The organism is Snodgrassella sp. B3837, from assembly GCF_026535955.1.
In the GTDB taxonomy this organism is placed as follows: Bacteria; Pseudomonadota; Gammaproteobacteria; order Burkholderiales; family Neisseriaceae; genus Snodgrassella; species Snodgrassella alvi_E.
On sequence record NZ_JAFNPI010000017.1, the window covers coordinates 49,378 to 63,782 of the forward strand.

At 48.3% G+C, this 14,405-nt stretch carries 14 protein-coding genes; all 14 read right to left on the minus strand.

Features of this window, described 5'->3' with window-relative positions:
* Positions 1 to 114: 114 nt before the first annotated feature.
* From nuoN to J3U67_RS06865, 14 genes are read right to left on the minus strand one after another with little or no spacing between them, the layout of a single operon-like run.
* Positions 115 to 1,557, minus strand: coding sequence for an NADH-quinone oxidoreductase subunit NuoN (nuoN, locus tag J3U67_RS06800; RefSeq protein ID WP_267404465.1), 1,443 nt, complete (start codon positions 1,555 to 1,557; stop codon positions 115 to 117).
* Positions 1,558 to 1,567: 10 nt separating this feature from the next.
* A complete protein-coding gene (locus J3U67_RS06805) occupies positions 1,568 to 3,061 on the minus strand; it encodes an NADH-quinone oxidoreductase subunit M (RefSeq protein WP_100156496.1) in 1,494 nt (497 codons plus the stop codon).
* 37 nt (positions 3,062 to 3,098) lie between these two features.
* The gene (gene nuoL, locus J3U67_RS06810; RefSeq protein WP_267404467.1) at positions 3,099 to 5,123 is read right to left on the minus strand and encodes an NADH-quinone oxidoreductase subunit L; all 2,025 of its coding nucleotides are present in this window, start codon (positions 5,121 to 5,123) and stop codon (positions 3,099 to 3,101) included.
* Positions 5,124 to 5,148: 25 nt separating this feature from the next.
* The gene (gene nuoK, locus J3U67_RS06815) at positions 5,149 to 5,454 is read right to left on the minus strand and encodes an NADH-quinone oxidoreductase subunit NuoK (RefSeq protein ID WP_100141439.1); all 306 of its coding nucleotides are present in this window, start codon (positions 5,452 to 5,454) and stop codon (positions 5,149 to 5,151) included.
* Positions 5,451 to 6,104 (minus strand): NADH-quinone oxidoreductase subunit J, encoded by a 654-nt coding sequence (locus J3U67_RS06820; RefSeq protein ID WP_267404468.1) that lies wholly within the window; start codon positions 6,102 to 6,104, stop codon positions 5,451 to 5,453. The genes nuoK and J3U67_RS06820 overlap by 4 nt, the downstream gene beginning before the upstream one ends.
* 9 nt (positions 6,105 to 6,113) lie before the next feature.
* Positions 6,114 to 6,593 (minus strand): NADH-quinone oxidoreductase subunit NuoI, encoded by a 480-nt coding sequence (gene nuoI / locus J3U67_RS06825; RefSeq protein WP_100141441.1) that lies wholly within the window; start codon positions 6,591 to 6,593, stop codon positions 6,114 to 6,116.
* Between the two features lie 19 nt (positions 6,594 to 6,612).
* Positions 6,613 to 7,662 carry an NADH-quinone oxidoreductase subunit NuoH gene (gene nuoH / locus J3U67_RS06830; protein ID WP_100151423.1) on the minus strand — a complete coding sequence of 350 codons (1,050 nt, stop codon included), beginning with the start codon at positions 7,660 to 7,662 and terminating at the stop codon, positions 6,613 to 6,615.
* 2 nt (positions 7,663 to 7,664) lie between these two features.
* On the minus strand, positions 7,665 to 9,917 hold the full coding sequence (gene nuoG, locus J3U67_RS06835; RefSeq protein ID WP_267404470.1) for an NADH-quinone oxidoreductase subunit NuoG: 2,253 nt from the start codon (positions 9,915 to 9,917) through the stop codon (positions 7,665 to 7,667).
* Positions 9,918 to 9,949: 32 nt separating this feature from the next.
* Entirely contained in the window at positions 9,950 to 11,245 is a 1,296-nt protein-coding gene (gene nuoF, locus J3U67_RS06840) for an NADH-quinone oxidoreductase subunit NuoF (RefSeq protein WP_267392088.1), read from the minus strand.
* Positions 11,245 to 11,718, minus strand: coding sequence for an NADH-quinone oxidoreductase subunit NuoE (gene nuoE, locus J3U67_RS06845; RefSeq protein WP_100141445.1), 474 nt, complete (start codon positions 11,716 to 11,718; stop codon positions 11,245 to 11,247). Before nuoE ends, nuoF begins: the two co-directional genes overlap by 1 nt.
* Positions 11,718 to 12,971 (minus strand): NADH-quinone oxidoreductase subunit D, encoded by a 1,254-nt coding sequence (locus J3U67_RS06850; RefSeq protein ID WP_100151420.1) that lies wholly within the window; start codon positions 12,969 to 12,971, stop codon positions 11,718 to 11,720. Before J3U67_RS06850 ends, nuoE begins: the two co-directional genes overlap by 1 nt.
* Positions 12,964 to 13,551 carry an NADH-quinone oxidoreductase subunit C gene (locus J3U67_RS06855; RefSeq protein ID WP_267404471.1) on the minus strand — a complete coding sequence of 196 codons (588 nt, stop codon included), beginning with the start codon at positions 13,549 to 13,551 and terminating at the stop codon, positions 12,964 to 12,966. Before J3U67_RS06855 ends, J3U67_RS06850 begins: the two co-directional genes overlap by 8 nt.
* Positions 13,552 to 13,564: 13 nt before the next feature.
* Entirely contained in the window at positions 13,565 to 14,044 is a 480-nt protein-coding gene (locus J3U67_RS06860; protein WP_037407271.1) for a NuoB/complex I 20 kDa subunit family protein, read from the minus strand.
* Positions 14,035 to 14,391, minus strand: a complete 357-nt coding sequence (locus J3U67_RS06865; protein ID WP_100090213.1) for an NADH-quinone oxidoreductase subunit A — start codon at positions 14,389 to 14,391, stop codon at positions 14,035 to 14,037. The genes J3U67_RS06860 and J3U67_RS06865 overlap by 10 nt, the downstream gene beginning before the upstream one ends.
* Positions 14,392 to 14,405: the final 14 nt, after the last annotated feature.

The following is a 14,405-nucleotide window of genomic DNA, read 5'->3' on the forward strand; positions in this document are numbered from 1 at the left end:
TATTATTTTCATATTTGAATGAACCATTTTACCTGCTCTTATCTACTTTAATAAATGCTCATCCAACAGCAAAAACAGCAGCCATAAAGGCTGCTGTCAAATAGATAAAAGACCTTAGCTATGCATCAAAGCCTGTACACACCATGCCATCACGCCATCCGGCACTACACCCCATAGCAACAAAAGCAAACCGTTGATGGATAACACCACTTTACCCAGCAGGGACATATTAAATACAGGTGCAGCCACAGAATCCGCAGTATCGAAATACATGGTTTTCACCACACGCAGATAGTAGAACGCGCCAATTAATGACATCACCACTGCATACACAGAAACCCACACATAGCCACTAGAAAGCAATGCTTTGATGACTGCCAGTTTGGCATAGAAGCCCATTAAGGGTGGAATACCAGCCATAGAGAACATAGCCAGCAACATTAGGAATGCATACCAGGCATTTTTCTGATTCAGACCGGCAAGATCACTGATATTCTGGCATTCAATATCTTTGTTAGATAACAACATCAAAATGGCAAAGGCCACAGAAGCCATTAAAGCGTAGGTGATGGCATAGTAAATGGCGGCAGTACAGCCAACTTCACCAGCCAACAGCGCCAGCAGGATAAAACCCATATGTGCAACGGTTGAGAAACCGAGCATACGCTTGATACTGGTTTGCATAATGGCAGCAAGATTACCAATAAACAAAGAAGCAATCCCCAATAACAGCAACAAATCGCGCCAGCTTTCCCATTGCGTCAGCAGACCATACACCAGAATACGGAAAGCAAACACCGTGGCAGCGATTTTTGGCGCCGTACCAACCAGAGCAGTTACAGCAGTTGGTGCGCCCTGATACACATCGGGTACCCACATATGGAAAGGCACAGCACCCAGCTTAAATACGATACCGGCTACAATAAATACTACACCTAGTTTCAGCAACCATGGATTGGTGCCTTCCTGACTGGCAGCCAGTACTTGCTGCAACTGCAGAGTACCTGTTGCACCATATACCAGAGAAATGCCATACAACAGCAAACCGGAAGCCAGAGCACCGAGCACAAAATATTTCAGCGCTGCTTCAGCTGCACGGCCACTATCGCGCTGCAGAGCAATCAACGCATACAATGCCAGTGACAGTAATTCCAACCCAACATATAAGGTTAAGAAATGGCATGCAGAAACCATGATGTTCATGCCCAACAGAGCAAACAAAGTCAAAGTGTAAAATTCACCCTGATAAATGTTTCTGGCACGAAGATAAGCCTGACTGTAGATAAAAACGGCTATCACCAATCCATACATACATAATTTGGCCAGTTGTGCCATGCCATCAAGCACAAACATGTCGTGAAAGGCATATTGAGGTTGCTGTTTCCACACCAGACACTGCACAGCAGCGGTCAAAATCAGGCCGATAACAGATAAGGTACAGGTTATCCAGCGTTGCCGGTCATTCAGCCATAAATCCACCAGCAATACGGCAAACAGTACGCCAGTTAGCACCAGTTCCGGTACAGCGGGAAATATTGTTAAATCTGTCCAGTTCATTCACATTTCCTTACAGTTTGCTTTGTGCCGCTTGGACAATTAAATCATTAGCTGCCTGATGCACAACGGCGATAAAGGGTTCGGGATACAAACCAAAACCAAGTACCGCTACGGCCAAAATCACCAGAATAAGCAGTTCGCGTTTATTCACATCTTTTAATTGCGCCACTTCGGGGTTTTTAATAGCACCAAAAATCACCCGTTTAAACATCCACAGAGTATAGGCAGCACCATAAATCAGAGTCAGTGCCGCTAGCGCGCCAATCCAGAAATTGGTTTTTACCGCACCGACAATCACCATGAATTCACCCACAAAACCGGAAGTACCGGGTAGACCAGCATTTGCCATGGCAAACAGCAGCATGAATGAGGCAAATATCGGCATACTGTTAACCACGCCACCGTAAGCTGAGATCTCACGGGTATGCATGCGGTCATACATCACGCCAATGCTCATAAACATGGCTGCTGAAACAAACCCATGCGACAGCATCTGCATGATGGCACCTTTAAACGCCCAGTCATTCAGGTAACCGCCAGTAAACAGGAAAAAGCCTAAGGTCACAAACCCCATGTGGCTAATGGAAGAATATGCCACCAGTTTTTTCATATCGGTTTGTACCAGTGCCACCATACCGATATAAATCACGGCAACCAAACTCAGCACAATAATCGCTGGAGCAAAATAGCGTGCCGCATCCGGCAGAATCGGCAGCATAAAACGCAGAAAACCATATCCACCAATTTTCAGGGTAATAGCCGCCAGTACCATGGAACCACCAGTTGGTGCTTCCACGTGGGCATCAGGCAACCATGTATGTACCGGCCACATAGGTACTTTTACTGCAAAAGACAGGAAAAAACCGATAAACAGCAGCACCTGTGCAGTCATGGCCAAATGTTTAATGTTGTGCCATGTTTCGATAGCAAAGCCGCCAGTCTGATTAGACAGGTAAACAAAACCCACCAGCATCAGCAATGAACCCATCAGGGTATAGAGGAAGAATTTGATGGAGGCGTAGACACGTCGCGGACCTCCCCAGATACCGATAATCAGATACATCGGTATCAGCATGCCTTCGAAGAACACATAAAACAGAATGGCATCCATGGCTGCAAAAGCACCATTGATCAAACCAGACATAATTAAAAACGCGGCCATATACTGTGCCGGTCGTTTCTGAATCACCTGCCAGCCAGCGAGCACCACCAGTAAGGTAGTGAAGCTATTCAGAATCACAAACAGCACAGACAGACCATCCACGCCCAAGGCATAGTTGATGTTGAGGCTGTCTATCCAGACATGAAATTCTGTAAATTGAAAGCCACCATTCAAGCGATCAAATTTGCAAAACAGCGGTATGGTGATGAGAAAGGATAGCAGCGCACCTATTAAGGCCAGCACTCTGGCTATCCCAGCGTGCTTGTCTGAGCCGGTGGCCAGCACAACGATACCGGCCAACACGGGCAGCCAAATCGCCAAACTGAGTAAGTAATCGTACATATTTATAGCCTAAAAATACTAAATTGAATGCCTTGAATTAACCGCCGAACATGGTTTTCAGCAACGGCCAGAATGTCCATGCCACCAGCACAAACACGCCCAGCACCATAGCAGTTGCATAAGTATAGAGGTAGCCGGTTTGAATCCGTCGCACCAGTGCAGCCACTGTGGCCACAACGCGCGCAGCACCGTTAACAATTAATTTATCAATGATGAGCACATCACCTACTTTCCAGAACAGCGTTCCCAGCAGTCGGCTGCCTTTGGCAAAAACGTTGTAGTAAAGTGCATCCAGATAGTATTTGTTGTCCAGCAAGGTATATATCGGACGGATGGAAGACACAATCCGCGCCGGAATCTGTGGTTTTTTCATGTAGAAAAACCATGCCAGAACTACGCCGGCAATGACCAGCCATAACACTGGTGTAGTCAGACTGTGCAGAGCCATGGCAAAAATACCGTGATATTCTTCTGCAACGGTGGCCAATGCAGGGTGGGCGGCGCTGTTGATGAAAATTACATTATGATAAAAATCGCTGAAGAGCATGGGTTTGATTGCCCACATACCGACAAACACTGATGGAATAGCCAGTAAAATCAGCGGAATAGTCACCACCAGCGGGCTTTCATGTGGATTATCCTGCGGACGCAGACCATGGTGTTCCTCGCCATGATGATGTTCGCCCTGCCCGCTCTGGCGCCATTTTTCTTCACCGTGGAACACCAGAAAATACAGGCGGAAGGAATAGAAAGCAGTTACAAATACACTGGCTACCAGTGCCACATAAGCGAAGCTGCTGAAAGGCAGTGTTGAAGCTTTAACAGCATCGATGATGGAATCTTTGGAATAGAAACCGGAGAAGAATGGTGTACCAATCAGAGACAAAGAACCAATCAACATGCAAATCCACGTTACTGGCATGTATTTACGCAGTCCACCCATGTGGCGCATATCTTGATCATGATGCATACCCATAATCACACTACCGGCTGCCAGAAATAACAGTGCTTTAAAGAAAGCATGTGTCATCACATGGAAGACAGCAATATTGTAGGCAGAGGCACCCAGTGCTACGGTCATATAGCCTAACTGCGACAGGGTGGAATAAGCAATCACACGCTTGATGTCGTGCTGAATCATGCCTAAAAAGCCCATAAACAGTGCGGTTATAGTACCGGAAATCATGATGACACCATGTGCTGTATCAGACAATTCATACAATGGTGACATGCGCGACACCATGAAAATACCAGCAGTCACCATAGTAGCGGCATGAATCAAAGCAGATATCGGTGTCGGGCCTTCCATTGAGTCCGGCAACCAAACATGCAATGGAAACTGTGCTGATTTACCCATGGCGCCGACAAACAGCAGAATACAGGTTACGGTAATCAGAGACCACGGATGGCCGGGAATCAGTTCAATGGTGGCGTTTTTGACTTGATCGATGTGCTGGAATACGTCGGCATAGCGCAAACTGCCGCCAAAATATGCCAGAATCAGGCCAATACCCAGCACAAAACCAAAGTCACCAACACGGTTGACCAGAAAGGCTTTCAAATTGGCAAAGATGGCACTATCGCGTTTGTAGTAAAAACCAATCAGCAGATAAGACACCAGACCTACGGCTTCCCAGCCAAAAAACAACTGGATGAAATTATTACTCATCACCAGCATCAGCATGGAAAAAGTAAACAGGGAAATATAGCTGAAGAAACGCTGGTAACCATCGTCGTCACTCATGTAGCCGATGGTATAAATATGCACCATCAAGGAGACACTGGTTACGATGACCAGCATGGTAGCGGTGAGGGTATCAATCAGAAAACCCACCGAGAAATCCAGCCCGCCCATGGTCAGCCATGTATAGACGTTTTCATCAAATGGCTGACGGCCGCCTGTCATAAACCCGTATAGTACCCACGCCGATAATACGGCGGATAAGGCAACGCCGGCTATGGTGACACTGTGCGCCCCTTTTCGGCCTATCAGCTTACCGCACAATCCAGCCAGCAGGGAACCGATGAGCGGAGCCAAAGCAATAATCAGATAAACACTCATAATTTTCTCTCGTTCCTCTCAACCATCAGCCTTTCAGGCTGTCCAGATCCTGTACGTTAATGCTCTGGCGGTTGCGGAAAATCAGCACCATAATCGCCAGCCCGATAGCGGATTCAGCCGCAGCAACAGTCAGAATAAAAAACACGAAAATCTGTCCGGCGCTATCTCCGAGATAACGGGAAAAGGCGACAAAGTTAAAATTCACCGCCAGCAGCATCAGTTCGATGGACATCAGAAGAACCAACACATTTTTGCGGTTCATGAAAATGCCCATGGCCGAGATGGCAAATAAGATGGCGCTGAGTACCAAATAATGAGTTAAGGTAATCATGCTTTCTGCTCCCCTTCTGATGCTTCTTCTTTGTTATCGTCAGCTGATGCAGCAACTTCAGGCTGCATTTTCACCATACGGAAGCGGTCTTTGGCCTGTACCTTAACCTGCTCGGCCGGATTGGTACGACGTGGGTTGTGGGTTTGCCGGTGCACCAAAGCAATAGCAGCCACCATACCCAATACCAGCAATATGGCTGCTAGTTCAAACGGCAGCAGATAAGTGGTGTAAATCTGCATACCCAGATCGCGTACATTACTGTAGTCAGCAGGCAGTGGATTGTCGCTACCGAGATGTGCCAGATCAAGTTGTGGATTCACCAAAATCACAATGAGTAAGGCGGCGGTCAGTATTCCAACTAGCGCAGCAATCGGTGCATGGCGCCAGAAGCCAGCGCGCATCTGTTCGATATCGATGTTGAGCATCATGATGACAAACAGGAACAGCACCATCACTGCACCAACATACACCACCACCAGCACGATGCCGAGGAACTCAGCCTGCATCAGAATCCACATCATGGCACTGGCACAGAAAGTCAGCACCAGAAACAGCACTGCATGTACTGGATTTTTAGCAATTACAGTATTAATAGCACCCAGCAGTATAACCGCTGCAAAGACATAAAACAGAATTAAGGGTAAATTCATGATCACCTCTTAACGATAGGGTGCATCAGCAGCTTTGCATTTGGCGATGTCTTCTTCATAGCGATCGCCAATGGCCAGCAACATGGGTTTAGTGAAATATAAGTCACCGCGTTTTTCGCCGTGATATTCGAAAATACGGGTTTCGACAATGGCGTCTACCGGACAGGCTTCCTCACAGAAACCGCAGAAGATGCATTTAGTCAGATCGATATCGTAGCGGGTGGTACGGCGTGTACCATCCTCACGTTTTTCTGACTCGATATTAATTGCCATAGCCGGACACACTGCTTCGCAGAGTTTGCAGGCAATGCAGCGTTCTTCGCCGTTGGGATAGCGTCGCTGTGCATGCAGCCCACGAAAACGAACTGATTGCGGAGTTTTTTCTTCCGGAAAATAAATGGTTTCTTTACGTGCAAAAAAGTTTTTTAACGTCACTTTCATGCCCGCAAGCAACTCGGTCATCAGAAAAGTTTTAATTATATTTGCCATATTCAGTGCCTCTCCCTGTTTAACGCCATAAAGACAGGGGTGAAATCATCCACAATCCTAAAACAATCACGGCGACAATGGTGACCGGAATCAATACTTTCCAGCCCAGACGCATAATCTGGTCATAGCGGTAACGCGGAAACGTTGCCCGTATCCACAGATAGAAATACAGCACCAGTGCCATTTTCAGGAACATCCACAATACACTCGGAGTACCAATGAAGCCCCAACTTTGCGGAAAGGGTGATAACCAGCCGCCAAAGAACAACAAAGCTGTCAACGCGGCCACCAGAATCATGAAAATATATTCCGCCAGAAAGAACAAAGCAAAAGCGAAACCGGAATATTCAACATGGAAACCGGCAACAATTTCAGATTCACCTTCAGCCACATCAAACGGAGCGCGGTTGGTTTCGGCCACGGCCGAAATCAGATACACCACAAATAACGGAAATAGTGGCAGCCAGTTCCACGAGAAAATGGAACCACCAGCTATACCTTTGGCTTGCGCCATGACGATATCGTGAAAATCCATACTGCCAGACACCATAATCACCCCAATCAGGGCAAATCCCATGGCTATTTCATAGGAAATGGTCTGAGCAGAAGCACGCATGGCGCCAAGAAAGGCGTATTTGGAGTTGGATGCCCAGCCCGCAATGATGACACCATATACCGACAATGACGTAATCATGAGAATATAGAGCAGGCCGGCATTGATTCGGGTAAGAAACCAAGTTTCGCTAAACGGAATCACTGCCCACGCGGCAAAAGCCGGCATCAGCGACATCATCGGACCGATATAAAACAAAGCTTTATTGGCCTGTGACGGGCGGGTCACTTCTTTAAATAAGAGTTTTAATACATCGGCAAAAGGCTGGATTAAACCATAAGGTCCGGTCACATTCGGACCGACGCGCAACTGCATGTAACCGATGACTTTACGCTCAAAATAAGTCAGGTAGGCAACGGTGATAATCAGCGGCAACATGATGATGACAATCTTGACGATTACAGACACCAGTAAACCGAAGTCGTTGCCTAATAATTGTTGAAACCACGCTTGCATGATTATCCTTTACTCAATTCCACAGTGGTCAATAAAGCACCCAGCTGCCAGTTACTCTGATGCAGTGGCAGCAGCAGTACGTTTTCAGGCAGGGTATCGTCCGCGGCAACGCTGACCGCTACCGCATCATTGTTCTGTTTCGCCCATGCCGTATCGCCATTTGTCAGCCCCAGTGCACTAAGCGTATGGCTGTGTGCTCGCGCAGCAGGAACGGCAGCATGTACTGTGTTCTGCAAAGGAGCTGAACGGCGCACGATGCCATCGGTGGCATACAGGCTGACACCACCTACTCGTACCAGACTGATAGCAGGATTGCTAGTGGCAACCGGCTGAATCTGATTATTCAGCAAAGCAGATAACTGGTCTTTGTCCAGTGCATCAGCCAGAATCTGCTGCGTGTTTTCATACTCAAAACCCTGCAGTTCAAGGACGTTGCCAAGTACCCGCAGTACTTTCCATAATGGTCTGGCTTCTCCATACGCCTGTACCACACCATGGAACGATTGCAGCCGACCTTCCATATTGATAAAGCTGCCAGAAGTTTCGGTAAATGGGGTGATCGGCAGCATCACATCGGCCACTTCGCGCAATACGGCACTATCATATGCGGTGAATGCCATGACTGTCTGTGCTTGCTTCAGCGCAGCAATAGCGGCAGCACCATTGGCCACATCCATATCGGGTTCCACATTCAGCAGCATCACGGCCTGTTTCGGCTGAGTAATTTGCGCGGCAATACTGTGTTCGGCCGTTTTAGCCGCCACGCCCACCATTTCAGCACCAATACTGTTCGCTGCTTGCGGCAAAACACCAAGAATACTGCCAGTTGCTTCTGCCAGATCCTGTGCTGCAGCATAAACGGCAGCGGCATCTGAATGATTAAGGACATCAGCGCCCAGAATAATGCTGGTTTTCTCCGCTTTTAATAACGCCTGCCCTACTTCACTGTTTAGTGCATTGCTTAACCAGTCTATCCACTGATAAGGATGCAGGCTGACTTGAGCCAGTAAAGGCATGAATAGTTCTTCCTGGGCTGCAGCCAGTACTGCCACCTGTGTGCCGTTTTTGGTGGCTTGCCGGATGCGAGCGGTGAGCAATGGCTGCTCCTGACGCAGGCGGGCACCAACAATCAGAATTACTTCATTGGCCGCTAGCTGCTCAATGTTCTGTCCCAGCCACTGCGCCCCTTTTGCAGCTGCGCCCAGTCGCCCATCCAGCGCTCGTAAACGACTATCAACAGCAGTGATGCCCAGTCCTTGAGCCAGTTTGCCGGCCAAATGCATTTCTTCCACAGTATTGGCAGGATTGACCCACATGCCAATTGCTTCGCTGCCAAAATCGTGGCTGACACCATGTAAGCCCTTGGCCACATAATCCAGTGCAGTTTGCCAGTCGACGGTATGCCACTGGTTATCTTGTTTGATTTGCGGCTGGGTTAAGCGTTCCTGATACAGTCCTGCATAAGCAAAGCGGTCGCGGTCACTGAGCCAGCATTCATTAATGGCTTCGTTTTCCAGTGGCAATACACGGCGCACTGTATGGTCTTTGGTCTGCACAATCAGATTACTGCCCAGCGCATCATGGGCAGAAATGGATTTCCGTCGGCTCAGCTCCCATGAACGGCTGTCAAAACGGAATGGTTTGCTGGTTAAAGCACCAACTGGACATAAGTCAATGACGTTGCCAGACAGTTCGGTTTCCAGTGTTTTGCCATTAAAGGGAGCAATTTCAGAATGTTCACCACGATTTTTCATCGCCAGCTCCTGTTTACCGGCGATTTCTTCAGTAAAACGAATGCAGCGGGTACAATGAATGCAGCGGCTCATTTCGGCAGCCGACACCAACGGCCCCATCTCTTTACCGGCAACAGCATGTTTGGCTTCGCTGTAACGACTGGCGCCTTTGCCATAGCCCATGGATAAATCCTGCAGCAAGCACTCACCACCCTGATCACAAATCGGGCAATCCAGCGGGTGATTAATCAGCAGAAACTCCATTACCCCTTTTTGGGCATCTTTCGTCAATTTAGAATCGGTTTTCACCACCATACCATCGGTTACCGGTGTGGCACAGGCAGGCAACGGTTTGCGTGACTTTTCCACCTCAACCAGACACATTCGGCAGTTGGCGGCGATGGACAATTTTTTGTGATAGCAAAAGTGCGGAATGAACGTACCGGCCTGACGGGCGGCTTCTATCACCGTACTACCCTGCTCGACAGAAAGTTGTTTACCGTCAATTTGAATTTGTAACATAGGTTCGCAATCCTAACTAAGCAGATAGTGCCTTAGCACCAGCGATGTTCTTTCATGGGTTTGCCGTGTTCGATGTAGTGCTCAAACTCGGGGCGGAAATGCTTCATAAAGCCCTGAATCGGCATCACCGCCGCATCCGCCAACGCGCAGATTGTACGCCCCGAAATATTATTACCGAGTGATTCCAGCAAATCTAAATCCTCCGGCCGTCCTTTACCCGAGGTAATACGGTGGATAATGCGATACAGCCATCCTGTACCTTCACGACATGGGGTACACTGGCCGCATGATTCTTCAAAATAGAAGTAACTTAGCCGCTCCAATGCTTTAACCATACAGACATCTTCATCCATGACAATCACTGCACCGGATCCAAGCATAGAACCAGCTTTGGCAATGGCGTCATAATCCATCGTAATTTCCATCATGACATCAGCCGGCAGTACCGGTGCGGAGGAGCCACCTGGAATCACTGCTTTCAGCTTTTTGCCATTGCGCATGCCACCGCACATATCGAGTAAGTCTCTAAACGGTGTGCCCAGCGGTATTTCGTAGTTACCGGGGCGTTCTACATGGCCGGAAACTGAAAATAGCTTGGTACCGCCATTATTTGGAATACCCTTATCCGCAAATTGCTGGCCACCATCGCGAATAATAAACGGCACCGAAGAGAACGTTTCTGTGTTATTGACAGTAGTGGGCTTGCCATATAGACCATAGGAAGCCGGAAATGGTGGTTTGAAGCGCGGCTGACCTTTTTTGCCTTCCAGTGACTCCAGCAGAGCGGTTTCTTCGCCGCAAATATAAGCACCATAGCCATGATGGGCATGTAACTCAAAGCTGAAATCACTGCCCAGAATATTTTGCCCGAGGAAACCAGCATCCCGTGCCTGCTGTAAAGCAGTTTCAAAGCGCAGATAGCTTTCGAAGATTTCGCCGTGAATATAGTTATAGCCGGTAGCCGCCCCCATCGCATAACCACCAATAATCATGCCTTCAATCAGGGCATGAGGATTGTAATCAATGATATCCCGGTCTTTAAATGTACCGGGCTCACCTTCATCGGTATTGCAGACGATGTATTTGGTACCTGGAAACGAACGCGGCATGAAGCTCCATTTCAGTCCAGTCGGAAAGCCGGCGCCGCCACGTCCACGCAGGCCGGATGTTTTCAGCTCGGCTATCACATCGTCCTGCGGTATTTTGTCATGAATGATTTTTTTCAGTGCTTGATAGCCGCCGCGGGCTAAATAGGCTTCCAGCGTCCAGCATTCCGGATCAGTTGTATCAACCTGATTGAAAATTACGCCATTTTGGTACATTGCCATCAGTTCAACTCCGCCAGTTTCGCTTCGATGGCTTCTTCGCTCATAAAGCTACACATTTTATGATTGTTCACTAACAGCACCGGCGCATCACCACAGGCACCCATGCATTCGCCTTCTAAAAGTGTGTATTTGCCGTCAGCAGTGGTTTCGCCATAGCGAATACCAAGGCGCTTTTGCAGATATTCACCGGCATTGACACCACCACGCAACGCACAGGGAAGATTGGTACATACGGTGAGTTTATATTTACCTACCGGCTGGAGGTTATACATATTGTAAAAAGTAGCCACTTCCAATGCTTGTGCCGGTGGGATACCTATGTAGTCTGCTACTTCCTCGATGGTTTCTGGCTGTAACCAGCCCTTTTCTGTCTGTGCGATGCGCAGGGCTGACATAATGGCACTGCGACGCTGGTCGGCCGGATATTTGGCCAGTTCTGTATCAATCTGTTTTAAACTCTCAGCGGACAACATTATCTATCCACCTCCCCAAATACAATATCCTGAGTACCAATAATGGCGACCACGTCTGCAAGCATATGGCCGCGTGCCATTTCATCCATACCTTGTAAATGGGCAAAGCCCGGTGCACGGATTTTCATGCGATAAGGTTTGTTGGCACCATCTGAAATCAGATACACACCAAACTCCCCTTTCGGATGCTCAGTGGGCACATAAACTTCACCCTCCGGCACATGCATCCCTTCGGTAAACAGCTTGAAGTGGTGAATCAATTCTTCCATCCCGTCTTTCATAGCGGTACGATGTGGCGGCGCCACGGTATGATCATCCGTAATCACCGGCCCGGGATTGGTTCTGAGCCAGTCAACACACTGGCGGATAATGCGGTTAGCTTGCCGCATTTCATGAATGCGACACAGATAGCGGTCGTAGCAGTCACCATTGATGCCGACCGGAATATCGAAATCCATGGCGGCATAGGCATCATAAGGCTGTTTCTTACGAATATCCCACTCTATACCGGAGCCACGGAGCATCACGCCGGTAAAACCTTTCTGCATGGCTCGCTCTGGTGAAACCACACCAATCCCGACAGTACGCTGTTTCCAGATACGATTATCTGTAAGGAGATTTTCATATTCATCCACGCAGGCAGGGAACCGATTAGTAAAGTCTTCAATGAAGTCTAGCAAGGTGCCTTCACGGCTAGCGTTGAGTTTTTGCAATACCTTGGCATTACGGTATTTGCTGGATTCATACTTAGGCATGAAATCCGGCAGATCACGGTAAACGCCGCCTGGACGGAAATAAGCAGCATGCATACGTGCACCGGATACCGCCTCGTAAATATCCATCAGGTCTTCACGTTCGCGGAATGCATACAGAAACACAGTCATGGCCCCGATATCCAGTGCATGCGAACCGATACCCATGAGATGGTTGAGGATTCGAGTAATTTCGGCAAACATCACGCGAATATATTGAGCGCGAATGGGTACATCAATATTCAGCAGACGTTCAACAGACAGGCAGTAGGCCTGTTCATTACACATCATGGATACATAATCCAGACGATCCATGTACGGCAATGCCTGAAGATAGGTACGTGATTCAGCTAATTTTTCCGTACCACGGTGTAATAGCCCGATATGTGGATCAGCACGAACGATATTTTCACCATCCATTTCCAGAATCAGGCGCAACACGCCATGTGCAGCCGGATGCTGCGGCCCGAAATTAATGGTGTAATTGCGTAATTTAGACACCGTACTGCTCCTCTCTCACCACGCGCGGCGTGACTTCACGCGGTTCAATCGTTACCGGCTGATAAATCACGCGGCCTTCGGCCTCGTCATAGCGCATTTCCACATAGCCGGAAACCGGAAAATCTTTACGAAATGGGTGACCGACAAAGCCATAGTCAGTCAAAATTCGGCGTAAGTCGGGATGATTGTTAAACAGGATGCCGAACATATCAAACGCTTCGCGTTCATACCAGTTGGCACCGTTATAAATGTCCACAACAGAATCAACCGTAGGAAAATCTTCCGCCTCTACCCATACACGCACGCGAACGCGCCAGTTATTGCTGATTGAAAGTAAATGGCTAACAACGGCAAAACGTTTGCCTTCCCATGGTTCATTTTTGTAGCTCTGATAATCCACACCACATAAATCAATCAGAGTTTCGAATTTCAGTTCTTGGTGGTCTCGCAGGATTTGCATCAGTTGGTGATAATCTGCGGCGGCGCAATCCAGCGTCAGCTCACCGCGATCCAGACAGTAACGTACTTTATCGCCGAAAGTGGTTTCACACACGGCCTTCAGTATTGCTATATCTGCCATATTTTCCTCACTTTCAGACCCGCGCTATGGTGGCGGTACGCTTTATTTTCAGCTGCAATTGCAACAGACCATAAACCAGTGCTTCTGCTGTAGGCGGGCAGCCAGGTACATACACATCGACCGGCACAATACGGTCGCAGCCGCGCACTACCGAATAGGAATAATGGTAATAACCGCCACCATTGGCGCAGGAACCCATTGACAATACCCAGCGCGGCTCTGCCATCTGGTCATAAACTCGGCGCAAGGCAGGCGCCATTTTGTTACATAAGGTACCGGCCACAATCATAAGGTCAGACTGGCGCGGCGAGGGACGGAAAATAATGCCGAAGCGGTCCAGGTCATAACGGGCAGCACCGGCCTGCATCATCTCTACAGCACAACAGGCCAGCCCAAAAGTAGCAGGCCACAATGAACCGGTACGCACGTAGTTAAGTACGGTATCGGCAGTAGTTGTAACAAAACCTTTTTTTAAAACGCCTTCTATTCCCATTCCAGAGCGCCTTTTTTCCATTCATAAACAAAGCCGATAACCAGAATCAGCAAAAACACCATCATCGACCAGAAGCCATAGGCACCAAGCTCTTTAAACACCACGGCCCACGGCACCATAAAGGCCACTTCCAGATCAAAGAGGATGAATAAAATGGCCACCAGATAGTAGCGCACATCAAATTTCATACGTGCGTTTTCAAACGCTTCGAAACCGCACTCAAACGGTTCCTGCTTCATTTTATACGGGCGATTTGGTCCCAGTAACAGACCCAGAGAAATAAAAAGAACTCCGGCAGCAAAGCCAACCAGAACAAATATTAAGATGGGGAAATAATTCGCCAACATAATTGCGCCGACCT

Bases quoted from the DNA above. Each gene is read 5' to 3' on its own strand.
- nuoF (WP_267392088.1), bottom strand. From the start codon at position 11,245: ATGGCAATGTACCAAAATGGCGTAATTTTCAATCAGGTTGATACAACT.
- J3U67_RS06860 (WP_037407271.1), bottom strand. From the start codon at position 14,044: ATGGGAATAGAAGGCGTTTTAAAAAAAGGTTTTGTTACAACTACTGCC.
- nuoL (WP_267404467.1), bottom strand. From the start codon at position 5,123: ATGAGTGTTTATCTGATTATTGCTTTGGCTCCGCTCATCGGTTCCCTG.
- nuoN (WP_267404465.1), bottom strand. From the start codon at position 1,557: ATGAACTGGACAGATTTAACAATATTTCCCGCTGTACCGGAACTGGTG.
- J3U67_RS06820 (WP_267404468.1), bottom strand. From the start codon at position 6,104: ATGAATTTACCCTTAATTCTGTTTTATGTCTTTGCAGCGGTTATACTG.
- nuoG (WP_267404470.1), bottom strand. From the start codon at position 9,917: ATGTTACAAATTCAAATTGACGGTAAACAACTTTCTGTCGAGCAGGGT.
- J3U67_RS06805 (WP_100156496.1), bottom strand. From the start codon at position 3,061: ATGTACGATTACTTACTCAGTTTGGCGATTTGGCTGCCCGTGTTGGCC.
- nuoH (WP_100151423.1), bottom strand. From the start codon at position 7,662: ATGCAAGCGTGGTTTCAACAATTATTAGGCAACGACTTCGGTTTACTG.
- nuoI (WP_100141441.1), bottom strand. From the start codon at position 6,593: ATGGCAAATATAATTAAAACTTTTCTGATGACCGAGTTGCTTGCGGGC.
- J3U67_RS06865 (WP_100090213.1), bottom strand. From the start codon at position 14,391: ATGTTGGCGAATTATTTCCCCATCTTAATATTTGTTCTGGTTGGCTTT.
- J3U67_RS06855 (WP_267404471.1), bottom strand. From the start codon at position 13,551: ATGGCAGATATAGCAATACTGAAGGCCGTGTGTGAAACCACTTTCGGC.
- nuoK (WP_100141439.1), bottom strand. From the start codon at position 5,454: ATGATTACCTTAACTCATTATTTGGTACTCAGCGCCATCTTATTTGCC.
- nuoE (WP_100141445.1), bottom strand. From the start codon at position 11,718: ATGTTGTCCGCTGAGAGTTTAAAACAGATTGATACAGAACTGGCCAAA.